The sequence below is a fragment of the Paenibacillus sp. NEAU-GSW1 genome, from assembly GCF_009737085.1.
GTDB lineage: Bacteria > Bacillota > Bacilli > Paenibacillales > Paenibacillaceae > Pristimantibacillus.
Genome location: NZ_WOVL01000022.1, coordinates 68,519 through 89,898, shown reverse-complemented (window position 1 = coordinate 89,898; position 21,380 = coordinate 68,519). Strand labels below are relative to the sequence as shown.

26 protein-coding genes are annotated in these 21,380 nt (G+C 51.1%); 18 read left to right on the top strand and 8 right to left on the bottom strand.

The features are described from left to right. Positions 1–240: 240 nt before the first annotated feature. Positions 241–378 (top strand): hypothetical protein, encoded by a 138-nt coding sequence (locus GOM71_RS17150; RefSeq protein WP_156283231.1) that lies wholly within the window; start codon positions 241–243, stop codon positions 376–378. Here GOM71_RS17150 and GOM71_RS17145 read toward each other — a convergent pair. Further along, positions 375–743 (bottom strand): helix-turn-helix domain-containing protein, encoded by a 369-nt coding sequence (locus GOM71_RS17145; RefSeq protein ID WP_156283229.1) that lies wholly within the window; start codon positions 741–743, stop codon positions 375–377. The two genes, GOM71_RS17150 and GOM71_RS17145, sit on opposite strands and share 4 nt — an antisense overlap. A gap of 242 nt (positions 744–985) precedes the next feature. Between GOM71_RS17145 and GOM71_RS17140 the strand changes: the two genes are divergently transcribed. The 5 genes from GOM71_RS17140 to GOM71_RS17120 all read left to right on the top strand — a co-directional run bounded on the left by GOM71_RS17140 (position 986) and on the right by GOM71_RS17120 (position 4,429). Beyond that, on the top strand, positions 986–1,402 hold the full coding sequence (locus tag GOM71_RS17140) for a PilZ domain-containing protein (RefSeq protein WP_173275749.1): 417 nt from the start codon (positions 986–988) through the stop codon (positions 1,400–1,402). Positions 1,403–1,404: 2 nt separating this feature from the next. Beyond that, the gene (locus GOM71_RS17135; protein WP_367649667.1) at positions 1,405–2,373 is read left to right on the top strand and encodes an LCP family glycopolymer transferase; all 969 of its coding nucleotides are present in this window, start codon (positions 1,405–1,407) and stop codon (positions 2,371–2,373) included. Positions 2,374–2,390: 17 nt separating this feature from the next. Further along, complete coding sequence (locus GOM71_RS17130; RefSeq protein ID WP_216651766.1) at positions 2,391–2,582, top strand: hypothetical protein; 192 nt, start codon at positions 2,391–2,393, stop codon at positions 2,580–2,582. A gap of 130 nt (positions 2,583–2,712) precedes the next feature. Beyond that, on the top strand, positions 2,713–3,645 hold the full coding sequence (locus tag GOM71_RS17125; protein ID WP_156283221.1) for an ABC transporter ATP-binding protein: 933 nt from the start codon (positions 2,713–2,715) through the stop codon (positions 3,643–3,645). Continuing rightward, positions 3,638–4,429, top strand: a complete 792-nt coding sequence (locus tag GOM71_RS17120) for an ABC transporter permease (RefSeq protein WP_156283219.1) — start codon at positions 3,638–3,640, stop codon at positions 4,427–4,429. Before GOM71_RS17125 ends, GOM71_RS17120 begins: the two co-directional genes overlap by 8 nt. A gap of 91 nt (positions 4,430–4,520) precedes the next feature. Here GOM71_RS17120 and GOM71_RS17115 read toward each other — a convergent pair whose 3' ends face one another. Both GOM71_RS17115 and GOM71_RS17110 read right to left on the bottom strand, forming a co-directional pair. Then, positions 4,521–4,964, bottom strand: a complete 444-nt coding sequence (locus GOM71_RS17115; RefSeq protein WP_156283217.1) for a bactofilin family protein — start codon at positions 4,962–4,964, stop codon at positions 4,521–4,523. Positions 4,965–5,011: 47 nt separating this feature from the next. Next, positions 5,012–6,025, bottom strand: coding sequence for a M23 family metallopeptidase (locus GOM71_RS17110; protein WP_156283215.1), 1,014 nt, complete (start codon positions 6,023–6,025; stop codon positions 5,012–5,014). A 254-nt stretch (positions 6,026–6,279) separates the two neighbouring features. On the opposite strand from GOM71_RS17110, the gene rfbC reads away from it, so the two are divergent. The 4 genes from rfbC (at position 6,280) to cls (ending at position 10,289) form a co-directional block, all read left to right on the top strand. Beyond that, positions 6,280–6,831 (top strand): dTDP-4-dehydrorhamnose 3,5-epimerase, encoded by a 552-nt coding sequence (rfbC, locus tag GOM71_RS17105; RefSeq protein WP_156283213.1) that lies wholly within the window; start codon positions 6,280–6,282, stop codon positions 6,829–6,831. Between the two features lie 37 nt (positions 6,832–6,868). Then, positions 6,869–7,891: a dTDP-glucose 4,6-dehydratase gene (rfbB, locus tag GOM71_RS17100; protein ID WP_367649666.1), complete on the top strand. Its 1,023-nt coding sequence runs from the start codon at positions 6,869–6,871 to the stop codon at positions 7,889–7,891. A 17-nt stretch (positions 7,892–7,908) separates the two neighbouring features. Then, positions 7,909–8,754, top strand: a complete 846-nt coding sequence (gene rfbD / locus GOM71_RS17095) for a dTDP-4-dehydrorhamnose reductase (RefSeq protein WP_156283255.1) — start codon at positions 7,909–7,911, stop codon at positions 8,752–8,754. A 98-nt stretch (positions 8,755–8,852) separates the two neighbouring features. Continuing rightward, positions 8,853–10,289 (top strand): cardiolipin synthase, encoded by a 1,437-nt coding sequence (gene cls / locus GOM71_RS17090; RefSeq protein ID WP_156283211.1) that lies wholly within the window; start codon positions 8,853–8,855, stop codon positions 10,287–10,289. A gap of 54 nt (positions 10,290–10,343) precedes the next feature. Here the strand turns inward: cls and ligD are convergent, their stop codons facing one another. The 3 genes from ligD to ku are packed head-to-tail and all read right to left on the bottom strand — an operon-like array spanning position 10,344 to position 13,269. Further along, positions 10,344–11,255, bottom strand: a complete 912-nt coding sequence (gene ligD, locus GOM71_RS17085; protein WP_156283209.1) for a non-homologous end-joining DNA ligase — start codon at positions 11,253–11,255, stop codon at positions 10,344–10,346. Next, positions 11,252–12,316 (bottom strand): ATP-dependent DNA ligase, encoded by a 1,065-nt coding sequence (locus GOM71_RS17080; RefSeq protein ID WP_156283207.1) that lies wholly within the window; start codon positions 12,314–12,316, stop codon positions 11,252–11,254. Before GOM71_RS17080 ends, ligD begins: the two co-directional genes overlap by 4 nt. Then, positions 12,316–13,269, bottom strand: coding sequence for a non-homologous end joining protein Ku (gene ku, locus GOM71_RS17075; protein ID WP_156283205.1), 954 nt, complete (start codon positions 13,267–13,269; stop codon positions 12,316–12,318). The genes GOM71_RS17080 and ku overlap by 1 nt, the downstream gene beginning before the upstream one ends. A gap of 131 nt (positions 13,270–13,400) precedes the next feature. Here ku and GOM71_RS17070 point away from each other — a divergent pair, with 131 nt between their 5' ends. Together GOM71_RS17070 and GOM71_RS17065 are read left to right on the top strand one after the other, a co-directional pair. Continuing rightward, positions 13,401–13,607, top strand: coding sequence for a hypothetical protein (locus GOM71_RS17070; protein WP_156283203.1), 207 nt, complete (start codon positions 13,401–13,403; stop codon positions 13,605–13,607). A 40-nt stretch (positions 13,608–13,647) separates the two neighbouring features. Next, complete coding sequence (locus GOM71_RS17065) at positions 13,648–13,839, top strand: H-type small acid-soluble spore protein (RefSeq protein ID WP_156283201.1); 192 nt, start codon at positions 13,648–13,650, stop codon at positions 13,837–13,839. Between the two features lie 484 nt (positions 13,840–14,323). Here GOM71_RS17065 and GOM71_RS17060 read toward each other — a convergent pair whose 3' ends face one another. Continuing rightward, entirely contained in the window at positions 14,324–14,635 is a 312-nt protein-coding gene (locus GOM71_RS17060) for a dehydrogenase (protein WP_156283199.1), read from the bottom strand. A gap of 61 nt (positions 14,636–14,696) precedes the next feature. Beyond that, positions 14,697–15,146, bottom strand: coding sequence for a cupredoxin domain-containing protein (locus GOM71_RS17055; protein ID WP_156283197.1), 450 nt, complete (start codon positions 15,144–15,146; stop codon positions 14,697–14,699). Between the two features lie 161 nt (positions 15,147–15,307). On the opposite strand from GOM71_RS17055, the gene uptA reads away from it, so the two are divergent. From uptA to GOM71_RS17025, 6 genes are all read left to right on the top strand, one after another. Further along, the gene (gene uptA, locus GOM71_RS17050; protein ID WP_156283253.1) at positions 15,308–15,916 is read left to right on the top strand and encodes an undecaprenyl phosphate transporter UptA; all 609 of its coding nucleotides are present in this window, start codon (positions 15,308–15,310) and stop codon (positions 15,914–15,916) included. Positions 15,917–15,952: 36 nt separating this feature from the next. Continuing rightward, the gene (locus GOM71_RS17045; RefSeq protein WP_156283195.1) at positions 15,953–16,519 is read left to right on the top strand and encodes a thioredoxin family protein; all 567 of its coding nucleotides are present in this window, start codon (positions 15,953–15,955) and stop codon (positions 16,517–16,519) included. 21 nt (positions 16,520–16,540) lie between these two features. Further along, entirely contained in the window at positions 16,541–17,173 is a 633-nt protein-coding gene (locus GOM71_RS17040) for an MBL fold metallo-hydrolase (protein ID WP_156283193.1), read from the top strand. 45 nt (positions 17,174–17,218) lie between these two features. Continuing rightward, positions 17,219–19,477: a Tex family protein gene (locus tag GOM71_RS17035; RefSeq protein WP_301539639.1), complete on the top strand. Its 2,259-nt coding sequence runs from the start codon at positions 17,219–17,221 to the stop codon at positions 19,475–19,477. Between the two features lie 100 nt (positions 19,478–19,577). After that, entirely contained in the window at positions 19,578–20,042 is a 465-nt protein-coding gene (locus tag GOM71_RS17030) for an RrF2 family transcriptional regulator (protein WP_156283191.1), read from the top strand. A 221-nt stretch (positions 20,043–20,263) separates the two neighbouring features. Further along, positions 20,264–20,917, top strand: a complete 654-nt coding sequence (locus GOM71_RS17025) for a nitroreductase family protein (protein WP_156283189.1) — start codon at positions 20,264–20,266, stop codon at positions 20,915–20,917. The last annotated feature ends 463 nt before the right edge of the window (positions 20,918–21,380 follow it).

The window sequence follows — 21,380 nt, the reverse complement described above, 5'->3', positions numbered from 1 at the left end:
CAGCGGGACGCCCCTATATATTATATGAATAGCCCAGTCATATTTGAAACAAGCTCGGCATATAAAGATGTTACAGAGAGTAGTATAAAATACGCCCTGACTCGATACCTAGCGGGAACTATTCGACAAATAGTTATTAAAATAGAAGAAAGACGAGTTCACCATCCGACAGTATCTAAAGCTGACCGTTAGGTATAATATCATTATTGCTGCGAAATAATTAAATAGGAGTCGGATAAGATGGTAGATAGGGAGAGAACGGTTAGTCAAGATGAGCAACGTATCGAGCTAAGCATTAGAGATATTCTTACCCAGCTAGATATTCCACAAGAAAAATGGCCGACTGAACTGATCAATCCCATTCCTATGAACTATTAGTTCATCATCCTTTCGGCACGCACAAAGGCGATAAAACGTCTCGTTTCTTCCGCAGTAAGTTTGCGTCCGTCAACACTCAAACTATATTTCTCTAAAATTTCTTCATCCGACAGTTCAAGATGATCCACAAAACTACGCACGTCTTCGCTTAACGCCGCTTGCGGATTCAACGATCTGCCAACCAAATAATCGATAGAAACTTGATACAGGTCAGCAAACTTTGCTAGCGTCTCGCTGTCGGGCTCTCTGCGGTTTTTCTCATAGTGAGAAAGCGCTGCCCGAGAGATGCCGAGTTTAGCCGCGGTTTGCTCCTGTGTCCAACGTTTCTCATCTCTTAACTGAGCAATTCGGTTTCCGATGTTCATATATTGTCCTCCTAAAATCACCGATTTCTGCTACACCTATATTAATACGGAAATGTTAAAAAAGCATTAATCTGAAACAAAATGTCGCAAAATAAACGAGTTTTTTAAAATTTCGTTGACATGTTACAGAATGTATCGTAACCTTGATCGTATAACAGATACAAAACGTATCTGATGATAGGATTAACCGAAGCGCTTGTTTTTAAACGCAGCTACGGTTTTTCTTGAACATGAGGTGGACGATGGAAACGAATCGTGATGAGTTAAGGTCGCATATCCGGATGCGGCTCACTCAAGGAATTAAAGCGGAGCTGCGGCTTCTTGACGATCAAGGGCTGCTGCTCACACGGAATAAGGCAACCGTGCTCTTGCTCAATATTAGCCAAGAGGGGCTGCGGTTTCTATCCGGATTAAAACTGCCAGTTCAGTCCAGCTATTTGGTTGAATTTAAACTCGCGTTAGGCGAAGTTTCGCTAGAGCTTCGCGGACATGTCGTCTGGCGCGAGCAACGGGATAATCAGTATGAATACGGTATAGCTTTCAATCCGCCCAATAGGATGAAGCCTATATTGATCAAATTACTCAATCAGGAAATGCTTCGTCAGAGCCCGAATCAACATAAGATCCATCAGCTGTACCGTAAGCTAAGGAGTCGATGACGGTGAAGCGATGGGTGAAAAGAACGCTGGTTGTATCGGGCTCGGTCATTGCTGCCATCGGACTTGGCGCCGCCGTATACACTTGGCATCTCTATCATTCGATTAAGCAAACCGCCGCTCAAATCTATGAACCGATTCAGACGTCAGCCGCCTACGTGAGCAAGGACCCGGAGGTCAAGGAGACGCGTCCGGCTGCTGCAGAGCAGCTGATTGACGAGAAGCATCCTTTTACTGTGCTGGCGATGGGGGTTGACGAGCGCGGCGAAGACGCGGGGCGATCCGATACTCTTATTGTGATGGCGGTCAATCCGGCAAAAAAATCGATTCTGATGTTTAACATTCCTCGCGATACCCGGACCGAAATTATCGGACACGGCACGTTGGATAAAATCAATCACGCTTACGCCTTTGGCGGAGCAGAGATGTCGAAGTCCACAGTAGAGCATTTTCTCGATTTTCCGATCGATTATTACATTCGGGTCAATATGGAAGGCTTCGCCCAGCTTATTGATCTGATTGGCGGCGTTGAGGTTGAAAATCCGTTCGCCTTTTTTTACGAAGGCCATCAATTTGATAAAGGGCCGCTGAAGCTGAACGGCAATGAAGCGCTGCTCTACTCTCGAATGCGCTATGACGACCCAAGAGGCGATTTCGGCCGAAATGCCCGCCAGCGGGAGATCGTGAAGCAGGTGTTGAAAAACGCGCTTACATACAACAGCTTTACCCAAATCGAAAAGCTGCTTGATCAATTAGGAGGCAGCGTAAGAACGAATATTACGTTCGACGAAATGAAGACGTTTATAGCCGACTATAGAACCGATCTCGAAAGCATCGACACGGTCGAAATCAAAGGCTCGGGCGCGACGATAAACCGGGTTTGGTATTACATCGTAGGCAATGAAGAAAAAGAACGGATTCATAACTTGCTGAAAGAGCAAATGAGCGCCGGCGAAGCGGACAGCAAGCTGTAGCATCTTTAAGAGAGCGAGTGATCGGAATGGAGAAAGAAGAAGAAGAGCAATTTTATTGTGTAGGCTGCGACAAGATGGTGCCGAGCAAGCAGGCATATGACCTTTTTCGCACCGGATTTTTCCGAGTTGTCTATCCGCTGGGATGCTGTGTGGAATGCAACGGCAAGCAGCCGAATTCCGCGCAGCAGGACATTACTCTGGCAATCTAATCTTCTGATCTGATCAGGATTATGCACGAGAGCTCCTTCATGCCGATTTCGGTCGGGGGGGAGCCTTTTTGCTTCTTAAAAGCATGATCCGCTATAATGGAAAAAAACAGGCTGCAGCTAGGGGGGCTGATTGTTTTTGGAAGCTATCGTACAACTGCAAGACGTTACGAAACGGATTGGACGCAAAACGATCATCGACCGATTGTCGCTAGAATTGCCCGCTGGAGAGGTGTTTGGCTTTCTCGGGCCGAACGGGTCCGGAAAAACAACAACGATTCGCATGATGGTCGGACTGATGTCGCTTACTGCCGGGGAAATCAAAATAGGCGGGTACAGCATTACTAAGCAATACCGCAAAGCGATTCGCAACGTAGGCGCGATCGTCGAGAACCCGGAAATGTACAAATATTTGAGCGGGTATCAAAACCTCATTCATTTTGCGAGGATGATTCCCGGCATAAAGAAAGATCGAATCGATGACGTTATTAAGCTGGTCGGCCTTGAGGCACGCATCCACGATAAGGTAAGAACATATTCGCTCGGCATGAGACAGCGGCTTGGCGTCGCTCAAGCGATATTGCACAAGCCGAAGCTGCTCCTGCTTGACGAGCCGACGAACGGCCTCGATCCGGCGGGCATCCGCGAGCTGCGCGATTATTTGCGGCAGTTGGCAAGGGAAGAGGGGATTGCCGTGTTCGTCTCCAGCCATTTGCTGTCGGAGATGGAACTTATGTGCGACCGCGTGGCGATTATTCAGAACGGAAAGTTAATCGACGTGTGGAATATTCAGGAAGGCGGAGAGCGGAATGGAACCGCAAGCGTGCTGTTCGAAGTGGACAAGATCGACGAAGCGATGGCGATTGCCGGCAGTCTGGGCATGTCTGTTAAACGGGAAGACGGCGCGGATGAGGGGAAAATAAAGATCGAAGGCGATCGCGAAAGTATTGCGAAGCTCAATGAGGCGCTTGTGCGCGGCGGCGTTCGCGTATATGGCATTCTTGCCCAGAGTAAATCGCTTGAGGATCAATTTTTGGAAATGACGGGAGGCGAGAAAATTGTATAATTTCGCACTGCTCGTCCAGAACGAAAATATGAAAATATACCGGCGTCCGCGGGCCTGGGTTATGATCGGGATCTTGCTTCTCATTATTGCCTGCATTTCAATAGTAACCAAATGGACTAGCGCTCGTCCGTTCTCGATGTGGGAGCTCGTCCAGCCCGAGTCCATTGCTTCGTTTATGCTTATTACCGTATTTACGACTGTCATTGCGGCGGGCAGCGTTGCCGATGAATTTACTGCGGGGACAATTAAGCTGCTGGTTATCCGCCCTTGGACACGTACCCACATTTTATTGTCGAAATATATTTCGGTACTTTTGTTTGCCTTGTTCCAGACCGTGTTGATCTACTTGTTTGTCATCGCGTTAAACGCCTTATTGTTCGGCTATGACAGCAGCGCGGCGGCAGATGCGATCGCTCCGTTCTATAAAGGCACGGCAGCCTTTTATTTCTTGAAGTATTACGCGTACAAGTTTATTTCACTCGTCGTATCTACAACGCTTGCCTTTATGATATCGGCGGTGTTTCGCAGCGGGGCGCTTGCGATCGGCATCGCGCTGTTTATCATTTTGATCATCAACACTTTTATTGGGCTTATTGCCATGCTCGACTATACATGGGTCGATTATTTATTGTTCATCCATCTCGATCTTGTTCAATATTTGAACGAGACGCCGTTTAGGGAAGGGATGACGCTTGGATATTCGCTCAGCGTGCTTGCGGTTTACTACGTCATTTTCATCGCGTTGACATGGTATGTGTTCAATAAGCGGGACATCGCTGCGTAGATCGAAAATTGCGCCATTAAAAAGGGGCAGCCTCAAAAGTCGAATCGACTTCGGGCTGCCCCTTATTCGCGTGCTCTTCAATGTCCGGCGGTCACCCGGCTTGACGCGCTTTATCCTTCTCGCGGCTGGCGGAATCCTTCGACTGCTGCATCCCGCCGTCCGTCTCGGAAAGCGGTCTCGTCCGGATGTCCTGGCTGCGCTCCATATGACAGCTGCCGTTCATTAAGCCGCCGTCGTGAATGATAAGCGATTGCGCGGTTACGCTGCCGGTAATTTGACCGGTAGCCGTGACCGTCAGCCGGCCTTTGGCGACGATGTCGCCGAAAACTTTGCCGGCTATCGTAATCTCTTTGGCGTGAATGGTAGAACGGGCGACGCCGCTTTCACCAATAATGACATCGCCGAGACATTCAATATCTCCGCTGAATTCACCTTCAATCCGCAGGTTTGCCTCGCAAATGAGCTTGCCCTCCATTTGCGTGCCTTGACCGATCAGCGTGTCGGTTGCGGAAAAACGCTTATTGTCTTTGAACATCGCCATATGATCCTCCTTACGTGCATTTGTTTTGCCGTTTCTGCTTGTCACTTCGCAAGTTTTAAGTATGGCAGCGGATTGACTGCCTTATCGCTTTGCATGATTTGAAAGTGGAGATGAGGTCCCGTGCTTCGGCCCGTTGAGCCAAGCAAGCCGATTTTTTCGCCTCGCACAACGGTTTCGCCTTCACGCGCTTCGATTTGCTTCAGGTGCATGTAGACGCTGCAAAGCCCGTTGCCATGGTCGACGACAACATAATTGCCTTCGGAGCTGCTATACCCGCTTTCGATAACCTCGCCATTGGCGGCGCTGAAGACAGGATCGCCCGATTCTCCGGCAATATCGATGCCTGCATGGAAAATGGCTTTTCCGGTAAAAGGGTCCTTGCGGTAGCCGAAGCCGGATGTCATCGTGCGCGAAGTTGTCGGCCAGCCTGAAGGGATTGCGTCCAGCTCAGCTTGCCTCTGCTGGGCTAATCGGAACGAGTGGGCCATCGTCTGCTCCATCGCATCAACCATTTCATTCAATGCCTCCAGATCAAGCGAGGAGCCGTTTGCCAAAGCGGCCATCAGCTTCATTTCCGGCGAGGGAGAGGCGGTGTAGCCGTCACCGTCCGAAGAAGCAGACAATGCTTTCACTTTAAGGTCGGCAGAAGACTTTCCAAGCGCGCCTGCCGGATCGGCGGAGGAAGTCAATGCGCCGTATTTCTCGATAAACTGCTGCAGTTTCGTTTCCAACGCTTGCAGATCGTTAGCTTTTGCTGCCAGTTCCTTCGATTGATTGGAAAGGCGGTTTATTTCCCGCTGCAAAGCGGCAATCGCTTCTTCCTTCTTGGCTGTATTTTGCGAGAGTTGGCTGCTTTGCTCCGACAGCTGGTCCTCTAAATGGTTGATCTTCAATTGCGATTTCAGCTGCACACCCGCAATGCATCCGGAAACGGCAAGCACGGCAGCCGCAGGCGCCGCAACAACGGACCGTTTAGAAAATTGAAACTGCCTGACGGTTTTGTCGGCGCCGCGCAGCAGCACAAACGACCATCTGGCTCTAGCTGTTCGCTTCAATAGTCGTTCTCCTTCCGGTCAAAGATATCATTCCAATTACAAAAATGGTTTCAGAACGTTCTAATGCTATTTATTCTTGGATAGGCCGAAACATGCCATTAAAAAAATGAGAGGGCAAATGAACAAAATCAGGAATAACCTAAGAAACGGCGTCTCTGCTGGAATATACATATACAATTGGAGATGCTTGAGAAGCAAACTTTAAGTGAATGCTTTCGAAGCAAGCTTGCTTCGACAACTTTTAGGAGGGCGGTATGAAAGTAACGGAGACTAAACTTTTGGGCGTAAAGCTGCTTGAGCCGGTCGTGTATATCGACCGCCGCGGCTTTTTTATGGAAAGCTATAATGAAATAGAAGCAACGGAGAAGGGGATTGCGAATCGGTTTATTCAAGACAACCATTCCTACTCTGCGGAAGCGGGAGTCATTCGCGGGCTTCACTACCAACTGGAGCCGAAAGCGCAAACCAAGCTGGTGCGCGTGACGGCCGGCGAAATTTATGATGTTGTCGTTGATCTCAGAATCAGCTCCAAAACATTCGGGCAATGGGAAGGCTTTATTCTAAGCGCAGAGAATAAAAAACAGCTGCTCGTGCCGCAAGGGTTCGCGCATGGGTTTTGTACGCTTGTCCCTCATTGCGAGGTGCAATATAAGGTCGATCAGCTGTATTCCTTTGAGCATGACCGCGGCATCGCTTGGAACGACCCGGCGCTGGCGATCGACTGGCCGACTTCGAATCCGATCACTTCGATTAAAGACGCGAAACATCCGCTTCTGGCGGATGCGGAAATCAACTTCGTATTTTAAAAATATAAGTACTAGCTTGCGAGAGGACTAATGTGAAGTGAAACTACTTGTTACCGGCGGAGCCGGATTTATAGGCAGCAATTTTATTCATTATATGATTGGAAAATATCCCGATTACTCGTTCATTAACGTCGATTTGCTCACTTATGCGGGCAACTTAGGCAATTTACGCTCGGTTGAGCAATATCCCGGCTACTCGTTTGTTAAAGCCGATATTGGCAATCGGGCTGCGCTTGAGCCGTTTTTTGCAGACGGAATAGACGCCGTCATTCATTTTGCCGCCGAATCGCATGTCGACCGGAGCATCTCGCAGCCGGATTTGTTCGTCCGGACCAATGTTGCGGGAACGCAGACGCTGCTTGAGCTCGCCAGACAATACGGGGTTGCGAAGTTTGTGCAAGTATCGACGGACGAAGTGTACGGCACGCTTGGTGCAGACGGACTGTTTACGGAAGAAACGCCGCTTGCTCCAAACAGTCCATACTCGGCAAGCAAAGCGGGCGCGGATCTTATGGCAAGGGCCTATTATGAAACCTTCGGACTGCCGGTCGTCATTACGCGCTGCTCCAACAACTACGGCCCTTATCAATTCCCGGAAAAGCTCATTCCGCTTATGATTCGCAATGCGCTTGCGGGCAGCCCGCTCCCGGTTTACGGCGACGGATTGAATGTGCGCGATTGGCTCTATGTCGAAGATCATTGCAGCGCGATCGATCTTGTGCTCCATAAAGGGGAAAACGGCGAGGTATACAATATCGGCGGCAATAACGAGCGAAGCAATTTGCAGGTGGTAGGCACGATATTGGAGACGCTCGGCAAGCCTGCAACGCTTATTCAACATGTCAAAGACAGGCAAGGCCATGACCGCCGATACGCTATTGACGCAAGCAAAATTCGCAGCAAGCTCGGCTGGCAGCCGAACCATAATTACGAGACGGGCATTAAACAGACGATTCAATGGTATGTCGACAATTACGATTGGCTGGAGCAGGTAGCATCGGGAGCATACAGGCATTACAATCGGGCGCATATGGACGGCCTTACAGGTGAAGCGGAGTGACAGGCGGCGGGCATAAGCTGAAAATCGTCGTGACGGGGGCGGAAGGCCAGCTTGGACGTGAATTGACGGAGCTTGGGAAATCCGGGCTGGCAACGGCGGAAATGATCGGCTTCGGGAGAAAAGAGCTCGATATTACGGATGCTGTCATGTGCCGGCAGCTGCTGGCGCAGCATCGTCCCGATATCGTTATTCATTGCGCTGCCTATACGGCTGTCGATCAAGCGGAATCCGATCCGGCTGCAGCTTTTCTCGTCAATGAGGCCGGCACGCGCAACACAGCGGCTGCGGCGAAGGAAGTTGGAGCTAAGTTTTGCTATATCAGCACCGATTACGTATTTGACGGCCAGGGCTCCTCGCCATACCGCGAGACCGACCGGACTAATCCGCAGACGGTGTACGGCCGTTCAAAGCTTGCCGGAGAGAGACAGGTCGAGTCGCTTCTGGAACGTTATTTTATAGTAAGAACTTCTTGGGTATACGGCAAATACGGCACGAATTTTGTAAAGACGATGCTGAAACTGGGCGCCGAGCGCGAACGGTTACAGGTCGTCGCCGATCAGATCGGCTCACCGACATATACGCGTGATCTGGCTGTCTTTTTGCTAGAGCTCGTGCAAACAGAAAGGTACGGCATTTATCATGCCGCGAATGCCGGGGCATGCTCTTGGTACGATTTTGCCAAAGCGATTTTTGAAGAAAGCGGCGATGCGTCCGTGCGCATCGATCCTTGCACAACCGCTGAGTTCCCTCGTCCCGCGCCGCGGCCGCTCTACTCGGTAATGGGACAGACGGCTATTGCCGCCAACGGACTGACGCCGCTTAGACATTGGCGGGAAGCGCTGCGGCATTGTTTGGCAAAGTGAGCAGTGTTCGCGCGCTTGCGTATCGTAATCCGGCATCCGGGCTACACTAGAAGCATTTCCATTGCCAGACACAGGGGTAAATTAAATGAGGTGCAGCTATGACAGGATGGCTTGTTGCTGGAGCCGTCGTACTTATCGGTTACATGATTCAGCTTGCGGCAGTTATCGTGCTGGAGCGCCGTCGTCCGGAGAAGCTCGCCGCTTGGCTGCTCCTTGTGCTGCTGTTTCCGTACATCGGATTTGCGGCCCGGCTGCTGCTCGGACGCTCGGGAGCCGGCAGAGATGAAAGGCAATGGGACTATGAACGGCAAATGTTTCGCGAAGCAAGCGGCGCTTCATTGTGCGCAAACGTTGCGGGCGATAGCGGCAATGCCCAATTAGCTTGCGACAGCAAGCTTTTTCAGCTGTTGACTGCGGATCAGAATCGGCAAATTACGCTGCGCAATCGGACAAAGGTGCTGACCAACGGACACGACTTTTTCGAAGCGGTGCTCGATGCGATCGGCAGCGCCAAGCATCACATTCATCTCGATTTCTATACCATTCGTGACGATGGAATCGGACAGCGATTTCTTTCCGAGTTGACGGCGAAAGCACGCCAAGGCGTTGAAGTTCGGGTATTATATGACGGTATTGGCAGTATCCGTTTAAACAAGAAGTATGTTGCGGAGCTTGAGGCGGCAGGCGTGCAGACGCAATGTTTTTTAAAACCTCGAAGAGCGGTTGCGGGGCTGTTGTTCAATAATCGCAATCATAGCAAAATTGCAGTGATAGACGGGGAGATCAGCTTTGTCGGCGGGATGAATATCGGCAACGAATATTTGGGTAAAAACAAAAAGCTCGGCTTCTGGCGGGATACGCAATTGCAGCTTGAAGGCGATTCCGTCTATTGGCTGCAGGAGTTGTTTCTAAAAGACTGGGCATTTACAGCAGGAGAGAGGCTGCCATGCAGACGTTATATGCCAGAGCATCGCAAAGCGATGCGTCAAGAGGCTGTGCTTATCGTATCAAGCGGTCCCGACCGCAACGGCGCGCCGATTTTGGAGACGATGTTTGCGGCGGCAACGGCTGCTCAATCGCGGATTTATATGACAACGCCGTATTTCATACCCGACAGCAGTCTGTTGACCGCACTTTGCGTCGCCGCTCGCAGCGGCATTGATGTCAGGCTGATTATTCCCGGCGTCGCCGATACGCAGCTCGTGCTGTGGGCGACGTTGTCCTACGTTGAACCGCTTCTTGCGTCCGGAGTAAAGGTATATCGCTATCAGAAGGGGTTTATTCATGCTAAGGTGATGCTGATCGACCATATGCTAGCGTCGGTCGGCACCGCTAATATGGATATGCGAAGCTTTCATAGCAACTTCGAGCAAAATGCGCTGTTGTTCGATGAACAGACGATCGCCAGGCTGGAACGCGATTTCGAGCAGGATTTGCGCGACAGCACCGAGCTTCATCTCGAAAGCTTCCGAAGCCGGTCTAAAAGGCAAAAGCTGGCCGAAGCGGCGGCACATCTGCTGTCGCCATTACTATGAAATATAAGGGGCTGTCCCATAAGTCATTCATATGATAATGGGGCAGCTCCTTATTTATGGCTTCGCAGATGCAATGAAGGCAAGCACTTGATCGAGCTGCTGCGGCGGTGCGCTGTCGAGCAGGTCGCCATGCGTCTGCAGACGCTCAATAATATTGAGCAAGTGGAAATCCGCAGGCTGCCAACGGCCGCTGTTAACCTCGTCCCAAGTGAGCGGGGTGGAGACAGGCGCGCCCTTGCGCGCTCTCGGCGTATAAGGGGCGGCGATTGTCTTGCCGCTGTAATGCTGCAGGTAATCGACATAGATCAGGTCGCCGCGGTTTTTAGTCAGCCGCTCGACTGTAAATAGCTGCGGATGGGAGCGGGATAAATAGTCGCCGATAAATTGGCCGAGCTGCCGAAGCTCGTCGAAAGAGCGAGGCTGCGCTAGCGGTACGATTATTTGTATGCCCGTTGCACCTGACGTTTTGGGAACCGAAGCGATGCCGAGCGATTTCAGAAGCTGGCCGACAATCGAAGCCGCCTCCATGATGCGCGGCTCATCCTGAAGCGTTGGATCCAGATCGAGCACCCATTCGGCAGCATAATCGGGATTGCCGATTTGGTCGAAGGAAGCATGATATTCGAGGCAGGCGAGATTGCCAAGCCATAACAGCGCGGGCAGCGAGTCCAGATGCACGTAATGAATGCCGCCATGTTCGGCGGTATGAACGAAATCGGGCTTCGGTGTCGGACAATTTTTCTGATAAAAAGATTTGTCGCCGATGCCGTGCGGATATCGAATCGTCGTTAAATAGCGGTTTTTGCAATGCTTGATTAAGTAGGGAGAGAGCAATGCGAGCTTTTCCAGATAGATCAGCTTCGTAATGCCGTCTTCGGGCCAAAGCGGCTTTGCCGGGTTTGTTACCGTTATTTGTTCGCCATGAACGGAAAGTACGGCTGCTGCGGATTTGGCGGCTGTTTTCATGGCTGCGCTCCATTTCGGCTGCTGGTTCCTTCCCGGGCACCGAAGGAAACGAGCTTCGGATGGCGCAGCAAGCCTGCCGATGTCATTTCCAGACCGGTGACTCGGCAGGCCATCGGGGACGGCAGCCATACCACATCCTCGCCCTTGAGCTCGGCGGGCAGGCTGGCGAAAGGCATTGGCCATGACGGAGCATCGCTGCGGTAAAGCTGCAGCATTTGGCCGAGCGCATCCCGCATCGCCTCGTCCAGTCCAAGCGAGACGCTGCCGATAAAATGGCCGCTTTCCGGATCGGCCATCACGAGACTTGCGGCGCGGCCTTCGCGCCGTTTGACGCCGACAATGCCGACATCCAGCAGCAACGCTGTTTTTTTCTTCAGCCAATCGCGATGTTTTTTGCCTTCCCGATAGGGGCTGGACAGACGCTTTCCGACGATGCCCTCCCATTGCCGCTCCTCGACCCATTGCCATAATGCGACAGGATCGTCGTAAAGCTCCGTTGTCAGCAATTTGTCGGATTGAAGCGGGCCAAGCTTTTCGTGCAATCGCTCGTGCCGGTCAATGAAGGGCAGCGAACGCAGATCGGCATCGCCGTCCTGCAGCAAATCAAAGACGATATAAAGCAGTTTGCCTTGGTTCTCACCCTCTGTTGAAGAAGCTATAGCGGCGGTTTTAGCCGAACCGTTGCCGCCAATCCGTTCGCGCTGAAGCACCTTTTGAAAGTTCGGTTTTGTTCCATCCCAGTAGACAACTTCGCCGTCAAGCAGACATTGGCCGAGCTTTGCGGCATGCACGGACAATGTTCTCACGATTTCCGGATAGACATTGTTTTTACGCAGCAGCTTGCGAGAGAAAAGTTGAACTTCGCCGTTTTCGGCCAGACTTGCCAGAATGCGAACGCCGTCCCATTTCAATTGAAAGCCCCAGTCCGGATGAACTGGGAGCTGATCGGTTGAAATGGGCGCCATTGGCTCGCCTATTGATAGAGGAAGCGGGAGCGATGCAGATTGTTCATCATTAAGCTGCTGCTGCTTAATGTGCTCCGCTTTAAGATGTATAGCCATTAGGACACGGTCTCCTTAGGCGCTTTGGATTTTGCCGGCGAGCGAGGCTTTCGCGGCTTCGGCAAAGCTGTCTCGCCCCCGCTCTCGGCTGCTGCATCGGCAATTCCGGCTTGCGGAATGTCGCCATCTGCAGTTGCAGCAGGTTTGGCTGCAGCGCCGGTATCGAGGCCTGCCCCTTTTGGCGGCAGCTTCGCCGCTTCGAGGCTTGCTTGCAGCGCAGCCATCAAATCGATCACATTCGTTTGCTCCTGCTGCGGTGCAACGCGGATATCTTCCCCGGCTACTTTCCGGTTGATGAGCTCAATCATATTGTCGCGATAGTCGTCGCTGTATTTTTCCGGCTCGAATGGAGTTGAAAGCTGTTCGATCAGCAGCTTGGCCATCGTCAGCTCTTTCTCGTTGACGTTGACGGCTTCCGGCAGCCCGGGCACTTGCGAAATGGAGCGGATTTCATCAGGGTAATAGATCGTCTCCATTGCGAGGCAATTGTCGATGACGCGAATAGCGGCCAAGCTGCTTTTCGAGCGGATTGATACTTTGGCAATGCCGATTCGGCCGGAATCGGACATCGCTTTGAGCAGCAGATGATAAGCGTTGCCGCCTGCCTGATCGGGAGACAAGTAGTACGTTTTCTGGAAATAAATCGGATCGATTTCCTCCAGCGCTACAAAATCGAGGATTTGAATGGTGCGCGACTTTTCCCCCGCAAGCTGCTCGAGCTCTTCTTTTTCAAACAGCACAAATCGGCCTTTATCGTATTCATAGCCTTTCACAATATCGTCCCAGTCCGTTTCAACATCGCAGTTCGGACAGCGCCGAATATAATTGATCGGACTGCCGCAAGTTTTATGGAGCATTCTGAGCGAAATATCTTTGTCCTCGGTTGCCGAGAACATTTTGACGGGGACATGCACGAGACCGAAACTGATTGCGCCTTTCCAAACGGTATGCATACTTTTATCCTCTCCTCATATCAGAACTTGACACCACTTTGATTGTTATTAGTGTTGCCTCAATGAATGAAAACCAATCGCCAAGGGTATATTTTGCTGGAGCGCATTTTCGACGGGAGGAGGGATTGCATTTGGCTAATCCAAATAAGCGGACCGATTGCAATGGCGACAACTGCAATGAAGGACGCGACGATTATTTTATGGACATTGACCGGATGGTGAATGAGGGTCTTGGCGGCGGCCAAGTAACGATGCATAACGGGCTGATTGAGGATTCGACAACCGATACGATGGATTTGGAGCGTCAAAATCCTGACAGCGTTGGAATAGAACAATAAGCGGCAGCTGTCTCAAAGGAATGAATGGAGGAAGCGAACGATGGACACGACACGCGCAAAGCAAATTTACGACTCCAAGCAGATTATCGGCGTACAGCTTGACGATGAGCATTCGGTCTGGATCGAGAACGTGGACGAGGCGAACGGCATGGCAACCGTACAGGTGGGCTCTAATCCGCTCAACACGCAGACCGTATCGGTGGATCGATTGAAGGAAGAAAACCGCAGCTAGCATAATGTACTGTGACAAGGCAACTGCGCAGGCGAATGTTCTTACGAGCGCTGTGCTTTTACGGATTCCCTGAACAATTGTTATAGGTTGGAATCCGACGAGCAAGGCGCACGCTGACGCTTCTTCAGAATCATTCGTCTGCTCCGTTGCCGGACAGCACTTTCAAATTTTTGGAAAAAAAGAACAACGAAAAAGGTGAGCGGATTTTCTATCTGCTCACCTTTTTTAATTATTAGGGGCCGTGTCAGTGAAGCTGTTTTTGCAGCGAACGGTCTTTTCTTTCCATATTATTGTTTGACGACAAGCGGAGCAAGCGAATGATTCTGGAGAAGCGATAGCGTTCGCCTTTGCAGCCGGATTCCGACCTTGTTTCATTCATTGAGGGAATCCGGCTGCAACCGCGATCGTAAGAACATTCGCTTGCGCAGATTGCGGGTCTAACCGACCTGCTGTCTATCAGGCTTGCGCAGTTTGCTCGTCAAACTCACCCGCCGAATGCTTCACGAAATGCCTGACGCAGACTAGTCGGATCGACGGCCCACAGCTCGGCGATTTCTTCGCTGACATTTTCGTCCCACCAGTCGGATAGTACTTTGCGGTTGCTTTCATTCTCGGAAATATAATTCAAATTCAGAATGACTTTTTTGTAATATAAGGCTTCTGCTTGCTCCATTTTATCCTTCGGCACCCACAGCTTCAGCCGTTTTGCGGTACGGTACAGCTCGTTGCTGCAAGCGCGGCGGATTTTTCGTGCGGTTGGCAGGGCGGAGGCGTGTTTTTGGGCATTTGGCTTCATAATGAACCGACTCCTCTCTATTCCATATGTATGCGAGGGAGAGGAGGGAGGTCACAGCTGCCTAATCGTGCACAACGATATACCCGATCATCGGTCCGCTGTGACGCATATCGGTATGGGACAAGCATATAATGGGATAGGTGCCGACACGATCGGCGGTGAAGCGGACGACCGTCGTTTCGCCTTTTTTAACCTCGCCCTTTATGCCGAGCCCTTCGATGACGAACGGATGGCTTTTGCCTTGAAAGCCATTAAGGCACAGCTCTATCGTTTCACCTTTTTGTACCGAAATATTGCCTGGATCCCACCGATACAACTCCTGTTCCTTGCCCCCGGACATCGACGTTTTGAACTCTACGGTAACGAGCTCTATCGTTCTTGCTTCGGCAGGCAACGCTCCTGCGGTGCGAGAAGCGTCCCATCTGATTAAGGCCGCTGCCGCGACTAATGCGAATGCGGCAACGATCAGCCATTGCGCATGTCTTTTTTGGAAGATCCATACCTTCGGCATTGTATTCGCCTCCATTTATTTTGAGTAAGTCCCTTGAGCGGTGTAAGGCTAGTCTATGCGATTGCTTGTCTAGGCATGACTTCCCGGCGATAGCTGGATGTCTGCGGATATGGTAGAATACAGGCGGGAAACATTTGATAGAGAGGCGGATGGACGAATTGATGGATTGGATTTCGAACGTACTGCATGAGTTGCTGCTTTGGATCGAGAGCCTCGGCTACTTTGGCATTTTGATCGGGCTTATGATTGAGGTCATCCCAAGCGAGATCGTGCTTGGCTACGGCGGTTACTTAGTATCTGAAGACAAAATTTCTTACATAGGCGCCGTTATTTTCGGTACGCTGGGAGCAGTCGGGCAAAACTGGATTTTATACGCAATCGGCAGATTCGGCGGTCGTCCTCTCGTCGAGAAATACGGCAAGTATATTAAAATAAAACCAAAACATGTGGACCTTGCTGAAAAATGGTTCAACAAGTACGGCTCCGGCATCGTTTTTACCGCCCGTTTCGTGCCGATTATGCGCCAAGTCATTTCGATTCCGGCAGGCATGGCCAAAATGCCGTTTTTGCTTTTCACAACGCTGACCGCGCTTGCTTCTCTGCCGTGGTCGCTATTGTTCGTTTATTTGGGAATGAAGCTAGGCGACCAGTGGGAGACGATTGACGAGAAAGCCGGCCAGTATGTACAGCCGGCCATCCTAATTGCGCTGGCGCTGCTGATTGTTTATGTCATTTTCAAATTTGTGCGTTCACGCGGCAAATCGGTATAATTATTATAATGTTTTAGAAAAGAAAGGATGAACGTTATGAGTAAAAGCATCGCTGAAAAACAAAACAAAGGCATTAGCCCGCAGCAGTTTATCGACGGAATGACGAAAAATAAAGAAAACTTTCTAGGCTGGTCCGAGAAATTCGCATGGGCGGATGAAACCGATCGCGACTTTTTTGAGTCGTTACAGTCGCGGAGCGACTTGCGCGTAAATATTTTGATGGCCGATTGGTGCGGCGACGTTGTACGCAATATTCCAGTCGTGTTCAAAGCGCTGGAAGCGGCTGGCATTCAGCCTGGAGTGCTCATTATGGAAGAGCATCTCGATACGATGGACCAATTTCTGACGATGGGCGGACGTTCGGTTCCGGTTGTCATTTTCTCGAATGAAGCAGGAGAGGTGCTTGGCACATGGGGGCCGCGTCCGGCGTATGTGCAAGAGCCGATGATAGCGTTCAAGAAAGCGAATCCGGATCGCGAAGCGGCTGATTATCAGGACAATCTTGCTGAAACGCGGAAAGAAATTATGCGCCGTTACGGTGAAGGTACGGAATACCAGTCATTGATTATTAAGGAACTGCGGGCTTTGATCGAATCGCTCTAACGGATAGGAGTAGGTTGCCACATGCGTATTGAAACATTTGTGCTCGGACCGCTGCAGACCAATGCTTATTTGCTTACGGTTAAAGACGAGAACGGCAAGGAAAAAGGGATTATTATCGATCCGGGCATGAATCCGAAACGGCTGCTCGACCGGATCGCGGACGTTCATATTGAGGCGATATTGCTGACGCATGCCCATTTCGACCATATGGGCGGCGTGGAGGAAGTCCGGAAAGCGGCAGGCTGTCCGGTATATGTTCATGATTTTGAGGCCGATTGGCTCACCGATCCGAAGAAGAACGGTTCGACGCGGTGGCCGGAAGCGACGCCGCCGCTTTCGACAGGGCCGGCCGAATACGCGCTGGATGAAGGCATGAAGCTTGAGCTTCTTGGCTTATCTTTCCGGGTTATGCACACGCCTGGCCATTCGCCGGGCAGCGTAAGCTTCCTGCACGGCAGCGACTTGTTCTCCGGCGATGTGCTGTTCCGCATGTCGGTCGGCCGTACCGATCTTCCGGGCGGAAGAGAGCGGGATTTATATGATTCGATTCGAACGAAGCTGTTCAAGCTGCCTGACGACGTAACCGTTTATTCGGGGCATGGGCCGAAGACGACAATCGGCTTCGAGAAAGCGAACAATCCGTACACGAAGTAATGCGATTATTACGCATAGTTGAACGAAGAGGGCGGTGCAACGATTTTGGCAGGGACGAAAGCTGTGCAAAGCGAGATTGCAACGGAAACGGGCAAAACGGCGCGAACGCCGGAGCAGATTGCCGCTGAGAATGATTTCATTATAAAAACGATGGCGTCAGCGCTGTCCATTCCGTTGACAAAGGTGAAAGCAGCGGTTGCGCTGCTGGATGAAGGCAACACCATTCCGTTTATTGCTCGTTACCGGAAGGAAATGACCGGGGAGTTGGATGAGAACGAGCTTCGCTCGATTGAAGAGCGGTTGCAATATTTGCGCAACCTGGAAGAGCGCAAACGCGAGGTTATAAGGCTGATCGACGAGCAGGGCAAGCTGTCGGACGAGCTTCGCTCGGCAATTGAGTCGTCCTCTAAGCTGCAAGAGGTCGAGGATTTGTACCGGCCATACCGGCAAAAGAGAAAAACGCGTGCCAGCGTCGCGAAGGAGCGCGGACTCGAGCCGCTCGCGAACTGGATCTGGTCGCAGCCGAAGCAAGGCGAGCCGCTAACCGAAGCGAAGCGTTACATCGACGCGGATAAAGGAGTAGCTGCGGCAGAGGATGCGCTTCAGGGCGCAATGGACATCCTTGCGGAGAACATCGCCGACGATGCGGCTATTCGCGCATGGGTACGCAAGCATACGTTTGACAATGCGCTGGTCAAAACCGAAGCGAAAGACAAGGAAGCCGAATCGGTTTACGAAATGTACTACAGCTATGAGGAGCCCGTCCGTAAGCTGCCTCCGCATCGCGTGCTTGCGATTAACCGCGGCGAGCGCGAAGATATTTTGCGTGTGTCGTTTCAAGTGCAGACTGACCGCATCCACGACTATGTGCAGCGCCGCACGTTGCGCCAGTATACGGCGGATGCCGTTAAGGCCGTTCTTATAGCTGTGATTGAGGATGCGTATAAAAGGCTCATTGCCCCGTCGATCGAGCGCGAAGTGCGCGGCGAGCTGACAGAGAAGGCTGAAGAGCATGCCATTTCGATTTTTTCGGAAAATCTTCGTAATCTGCTGCTGCAGCCGCCAATTCGCGGCAATATTGTGCTTGGCGTCGATCCCGCTTATCGGACAGGCTGCAAGCTCGCCGTTATTGACGATACGGGCAAGCTGCTGGAAGTTGCCGTATCGTATCCGACGCCTCCGAACAATAAGGTGAAGGAAGCAGAGATGCTCATTAATGGTCTGATCGACAAATACAAGGTCGAGCTGATCGTCATCGGCAACGGAACGGCGTCGCGCGAGACCGAGCAGTTTATCGCCTCGCTGATCGGCAAGCGTAAATCAGCAGGCGCAGCGGGCGCCGATCTGAAATACATTATCGTTTCTGAAGCGGGCGCCAGCGTCTACTCGGCCTCTAAGCTGGCCGCTGAAGAGTTTCCTTCGCTCGACGTCGCTGAGCGAAGCGCTGTTTCGATTGCGCGCAGGCTGCAAGATCCGCTTGCTGAGCTTGTTAAGATTGAACCGAAAGCGATCGGCGTCGGTCAATACCAGCATGATGTCAGCCAGAAGCGGCTTGATGAAAGCTTGGGCGGCGTTGTCGAGTCGGCGGTAAACCATGTCGGCGTAGACGTCAATACGGCATCCGCATCGTTGCTGTCCTATGTTGCAGGCATCAATGCGACGATTGCCCGCAACATTGTGAAATACCGCGAGGAAAACGGACGTTTTACCAAGCGCGGACAATTGCAGAAGGTGCCGCGTCTTGGAGCGAAGTCGTACGAGCAATGCATCGGCTTTCTTCGCATTCCCGAGGCTGCCAATCCGCTTGATCGTACGCCGATCCACCCGGAATCCTACGACGTTGTCGATAAGCTGCTGGGTGAGCTCGGCTTGAAGGCGAAGCAGATCGGCGCAGATGAGTTCAAAGAGAAGCTTGGCACAGTCGACGCTGCCGCGCTCGCCCCGGCGCTTGGCGTCGGCATTCCGACGCTCAAAGACATCGTTGACAGTTTGCTGCGTCCGGGACGCGATCCGCGCGAGGAACTGCCAGCCCCGATTTTCCATACCGATGTGCTTAATATCGAGGATTTGACGCCGGGCATGGAGCTTCAGGGCACAGTTCGCAACGTGATCGATTTTGGCGCGTTTATTGATATTGGCATTAAGAACGACGGTCTCGTCCATATTTCACAAATGAGCGATAAGTTCGTTAAACATCCGATGGACGTCGTTTCGGTCGGCGACACCGTTACCGTATGGGTGCTGAACGTCGATTTGAAAAAAGGGCGCGTCGGCCTGACAATGCGCAAACAAAGCGGAAACTAAGGAAAGTAAAGGGCTTGCCTGTTACAAGGTAAGCCCTTTATAATGATTAAAATTGACAGCGAACCTCTAGTATCCTACACGGGAAGGGGAGGAATCCTATATGCAGCTTGAGAAAATCGACAAATGCAGCGGTTCCCCGAATCATAAATGGTTCGGTCTTTCGCTGCAGGCGATGGTCATTCTGGCGCGTAAATCATCCGCATGCCCTAGTTCGGAGCTCGCTGGCGCTCTGAAATCGGAAGCAACGATGCTGCGGCGCGTGCTGGCGAAGCTTGCTAAAGCGAATTTGCTCGAAACGAGGGAAGGCCGAGACGGCGGATATCGGCTGAGCAGAGGGCCGGAAGCGATAACGCTTGCCGATGTTTATTTGGCGCTTAAGGTTGGCGAACCGCTTTCCAGCGGAATGCTGAATACGACGGGAATGCATGATTTTGGGCAAGAAATGAAGCAAGCCTTTGTGGAAATTACCGATGAGGTGGAGCGCAAAACGATAGAAGTGCTTCAGCAAGTAACGATCAAACAGCTCGCTGAAAAAATTTGCGCGCTTAAAAGCCAGCAGCTATAAAGGGACGGTACGCCTAGATGCCTAGAATTTATTGACGGAAAAATAGGCTGACAATCCCGATTGACATTGACCAATTTGCGCACTATACTGTGATTAAATCAATTACAGTATTTTCGCGATTTAAACTGTGTGGAATTTAACTCAGTACATGTCTTTTTTTACTTATAACTGAGCGTATTATTGCACAGATAGAACAAAAACAATTTTGGAGGGATTCCATAATGACAACACAAACTCAAACACAAGCGCAGGCAAACACTGATTTTTACAGCGTGCTGAAAGATCGCCGCTCCGTGCGTCACTACGATCCAAACTTTAAAATTCCGCAAGAAGAAATTCAAGAAATTTTGGAGCTGGCAACAAAAGCTCCATCGTCTTCGAACACGCAATCGTGGCGTTTTCTGGTCGTTACCGATCAAGAATTGAAAAAACAGCTGCTGCCAATCGCTAACAATCAACAGCAAGTTGTCGACTCCTCCGCAGTAATCGTTATTCTGGGCGATTTGGAAATGTACAAAAAATCAGAGCACATTAACCAATTGGCGGTAGACGCCGGTTACATGGCTGCTGAATTTGCGAAGCAATTTACAGAAAACTCCGTTAAACTCTATTCCTCATTGCCGAAAGAAAGACTGCATGAAGTTGCCGTATTCGACTCGGGTCTTGTGGCAATGCAAATTATGCTCATTGCGAAAGCAAAAGGATATGACACAGTGCCAATGGGCGGGTATGACCGAGAGAAGCTGAAGCAGTTTTTCAACATTCCGGCACATCTTGCGCCAACTATTATTTTGCCGATCGGCAAAGCGGCAGTTGAAGGACGTCCGACTTCCCGTCTGCCAATCAGCGAAATTACGTCCTGGAACAAAATCTAATCCGAATCCCGTGCGATTCGATTCGACAGTCGGCAGCAGCTCTATTGGGGCTGCTGTTTTTGTTTTGAGGATCGTGGAGCGGGAGGAAATCAGGCTCAAAAAAACCAAATGAGGGCGAAGTAGCGCCAGCATTCATGCACTGAGAGGGGATCTTTCAAGCCATAAGGCCGAAACTGGCCTTACAGGCAGCAAACAAGGCGGCGAAGGAGCGTGTAAGTCCAAAATTGGCCTAACAGGGGCGGAAAGTGGAAGGTGGGAGGTAACTTGCAAGTTTGTAAGGCCGAAACTGGCCTTACAGGCAGCAAACAAGGCGGCGAAGGAGCGTGTAAGTCCAAAATTGGCCTAACAGGGGCGGAAAGTGGAAGGTAGGAGGTAACTTGTAAGTCTGTAAGGCCGAAACTGGTCTTACAGGCAGCAAACAAGGCGGCGAAGGAGCGTGTAAGTCCAAAATTGGCCTAACAGG

Excerpts from the sequence above, each read along its gene's own strand:
- ku (WP_156283205.1), bottom strand. The coding sequence starts at position 13,269 with ATGCATACCGTTTGGAAAGGCGCAATCAGTTTCGGTCTCGTGCATGTC.
- uptA (WP_156283253.1), top strand. The coding sequence starts at position 15,308 with ATGGATTGGATTTCGAACGTACTGCATGAGTTGCTGCTTTGGATCGAG.
- GOM71_RS17140 (WP_173275749.1), top strand. The coding sequence starts at position 986 with ATGGAAACGAATCGTGATGAGTTAAGGTCGCATATCCGGATGCGGCTC.
- GOM71_RS17145 (WP_156283229.1), bottom strand. The coding sequence starts at position 743 with ATGAACATCGGAAACCGAATTGCTCAGTTAAGAGATGAGAAACGTTGG.
- GOM71_RS17150 (WP_156283231.1), top strand. The coding sequence starts at position 241 with ATGGTAGATAGGGAGAGAACGGTTAGTCAAGATGAGCAACGTATCGAG.
- ligD (WP_156283209.1), bottom strand. The coding sequence starts at position 11,255 with ATGAAAACAGCCGCCAAATCCGCAGCAGCCGTACTTTCCGTTCATGGC.
- GOM71_RS17055 (WP_156283197.1), bottom strand. The coding sequence starts at position 15,146 with ATGCCGAAGGTATGGATCTTCCAAAAAAGACATGCGCAATGGCTGATC.
- GOM71_RS17025 (WP_156283189.1), top strand. The coding sequence starts at position 20,264 with ATGACAACACAAACTCAAACACAAGCGCAGGCAAACACTGATTTTTAC.
- GOM71_RS17065 (WP_156283201.1), top strand. The coding sequence starts at position 13,648 with ATGGACACGACACGCGCAAAGCAAATTTACGACTCCAAGCAGATTATC.
- GOM71_RS17115 (WP_156283217.1), bottom strand. The coding sequence starts at position 4,964 with ATGTTCAAAGACAATAAGCGTTTTTCCGCAACCGACACGCTGATCGGT.
- GOM71_RS17080 (WP_156283207.1), bottom strand. The coding sequence starts at position 12,316 with ATGGCTATACATCTTAAAGCGGAGCACATTAAGCAGCAGCAGCTTAAT.
- GOM71_RS17040 (WP_156283193.1), top strand. The coding sequence starts at position 16,541 with ATGCGTATTGAAACATTTGTGCTCGGACCGCTGCAGACCAATGCTTAT.
- GOM71_RS17030 (WP_156283191.1), top strand. The coding sequence starts at position 19,578 with ATGCAGCTTGAGAAAATCGACAAATGCAGCGGTTCCCCGAATCATAAA.
- cls (WP_156283211.1), top strand. The coding sequence starts at position 8,853 with ATGACAGGATGGCTTGTTGCTGGAGCCGTCGTACTTATCGGTTACATG.
- rfbC (WP_156283213.1), top strand. The coding sequence starts at position 6,280 with ATGAAAGTAACGGAGACTAAACTTTTGGGCGTAAAGCTGCTTGAGCCG.
- GOM71_RS17060 (WP_156283199.1), bottom strand. The coding sequence starts at position 14,635 with ATGAAGCCAAATGCCCAAAAACACGCCTCCGCCCTGCCAACCGCACGA.
- GOM71_RS17045 (WP_156283195.1), top strand. The coding sequence starts at position 15,953 with ATGAGTAAAAGCATCGCTGAAAAACAAAACAAAGGCATTAGCCCGCAG.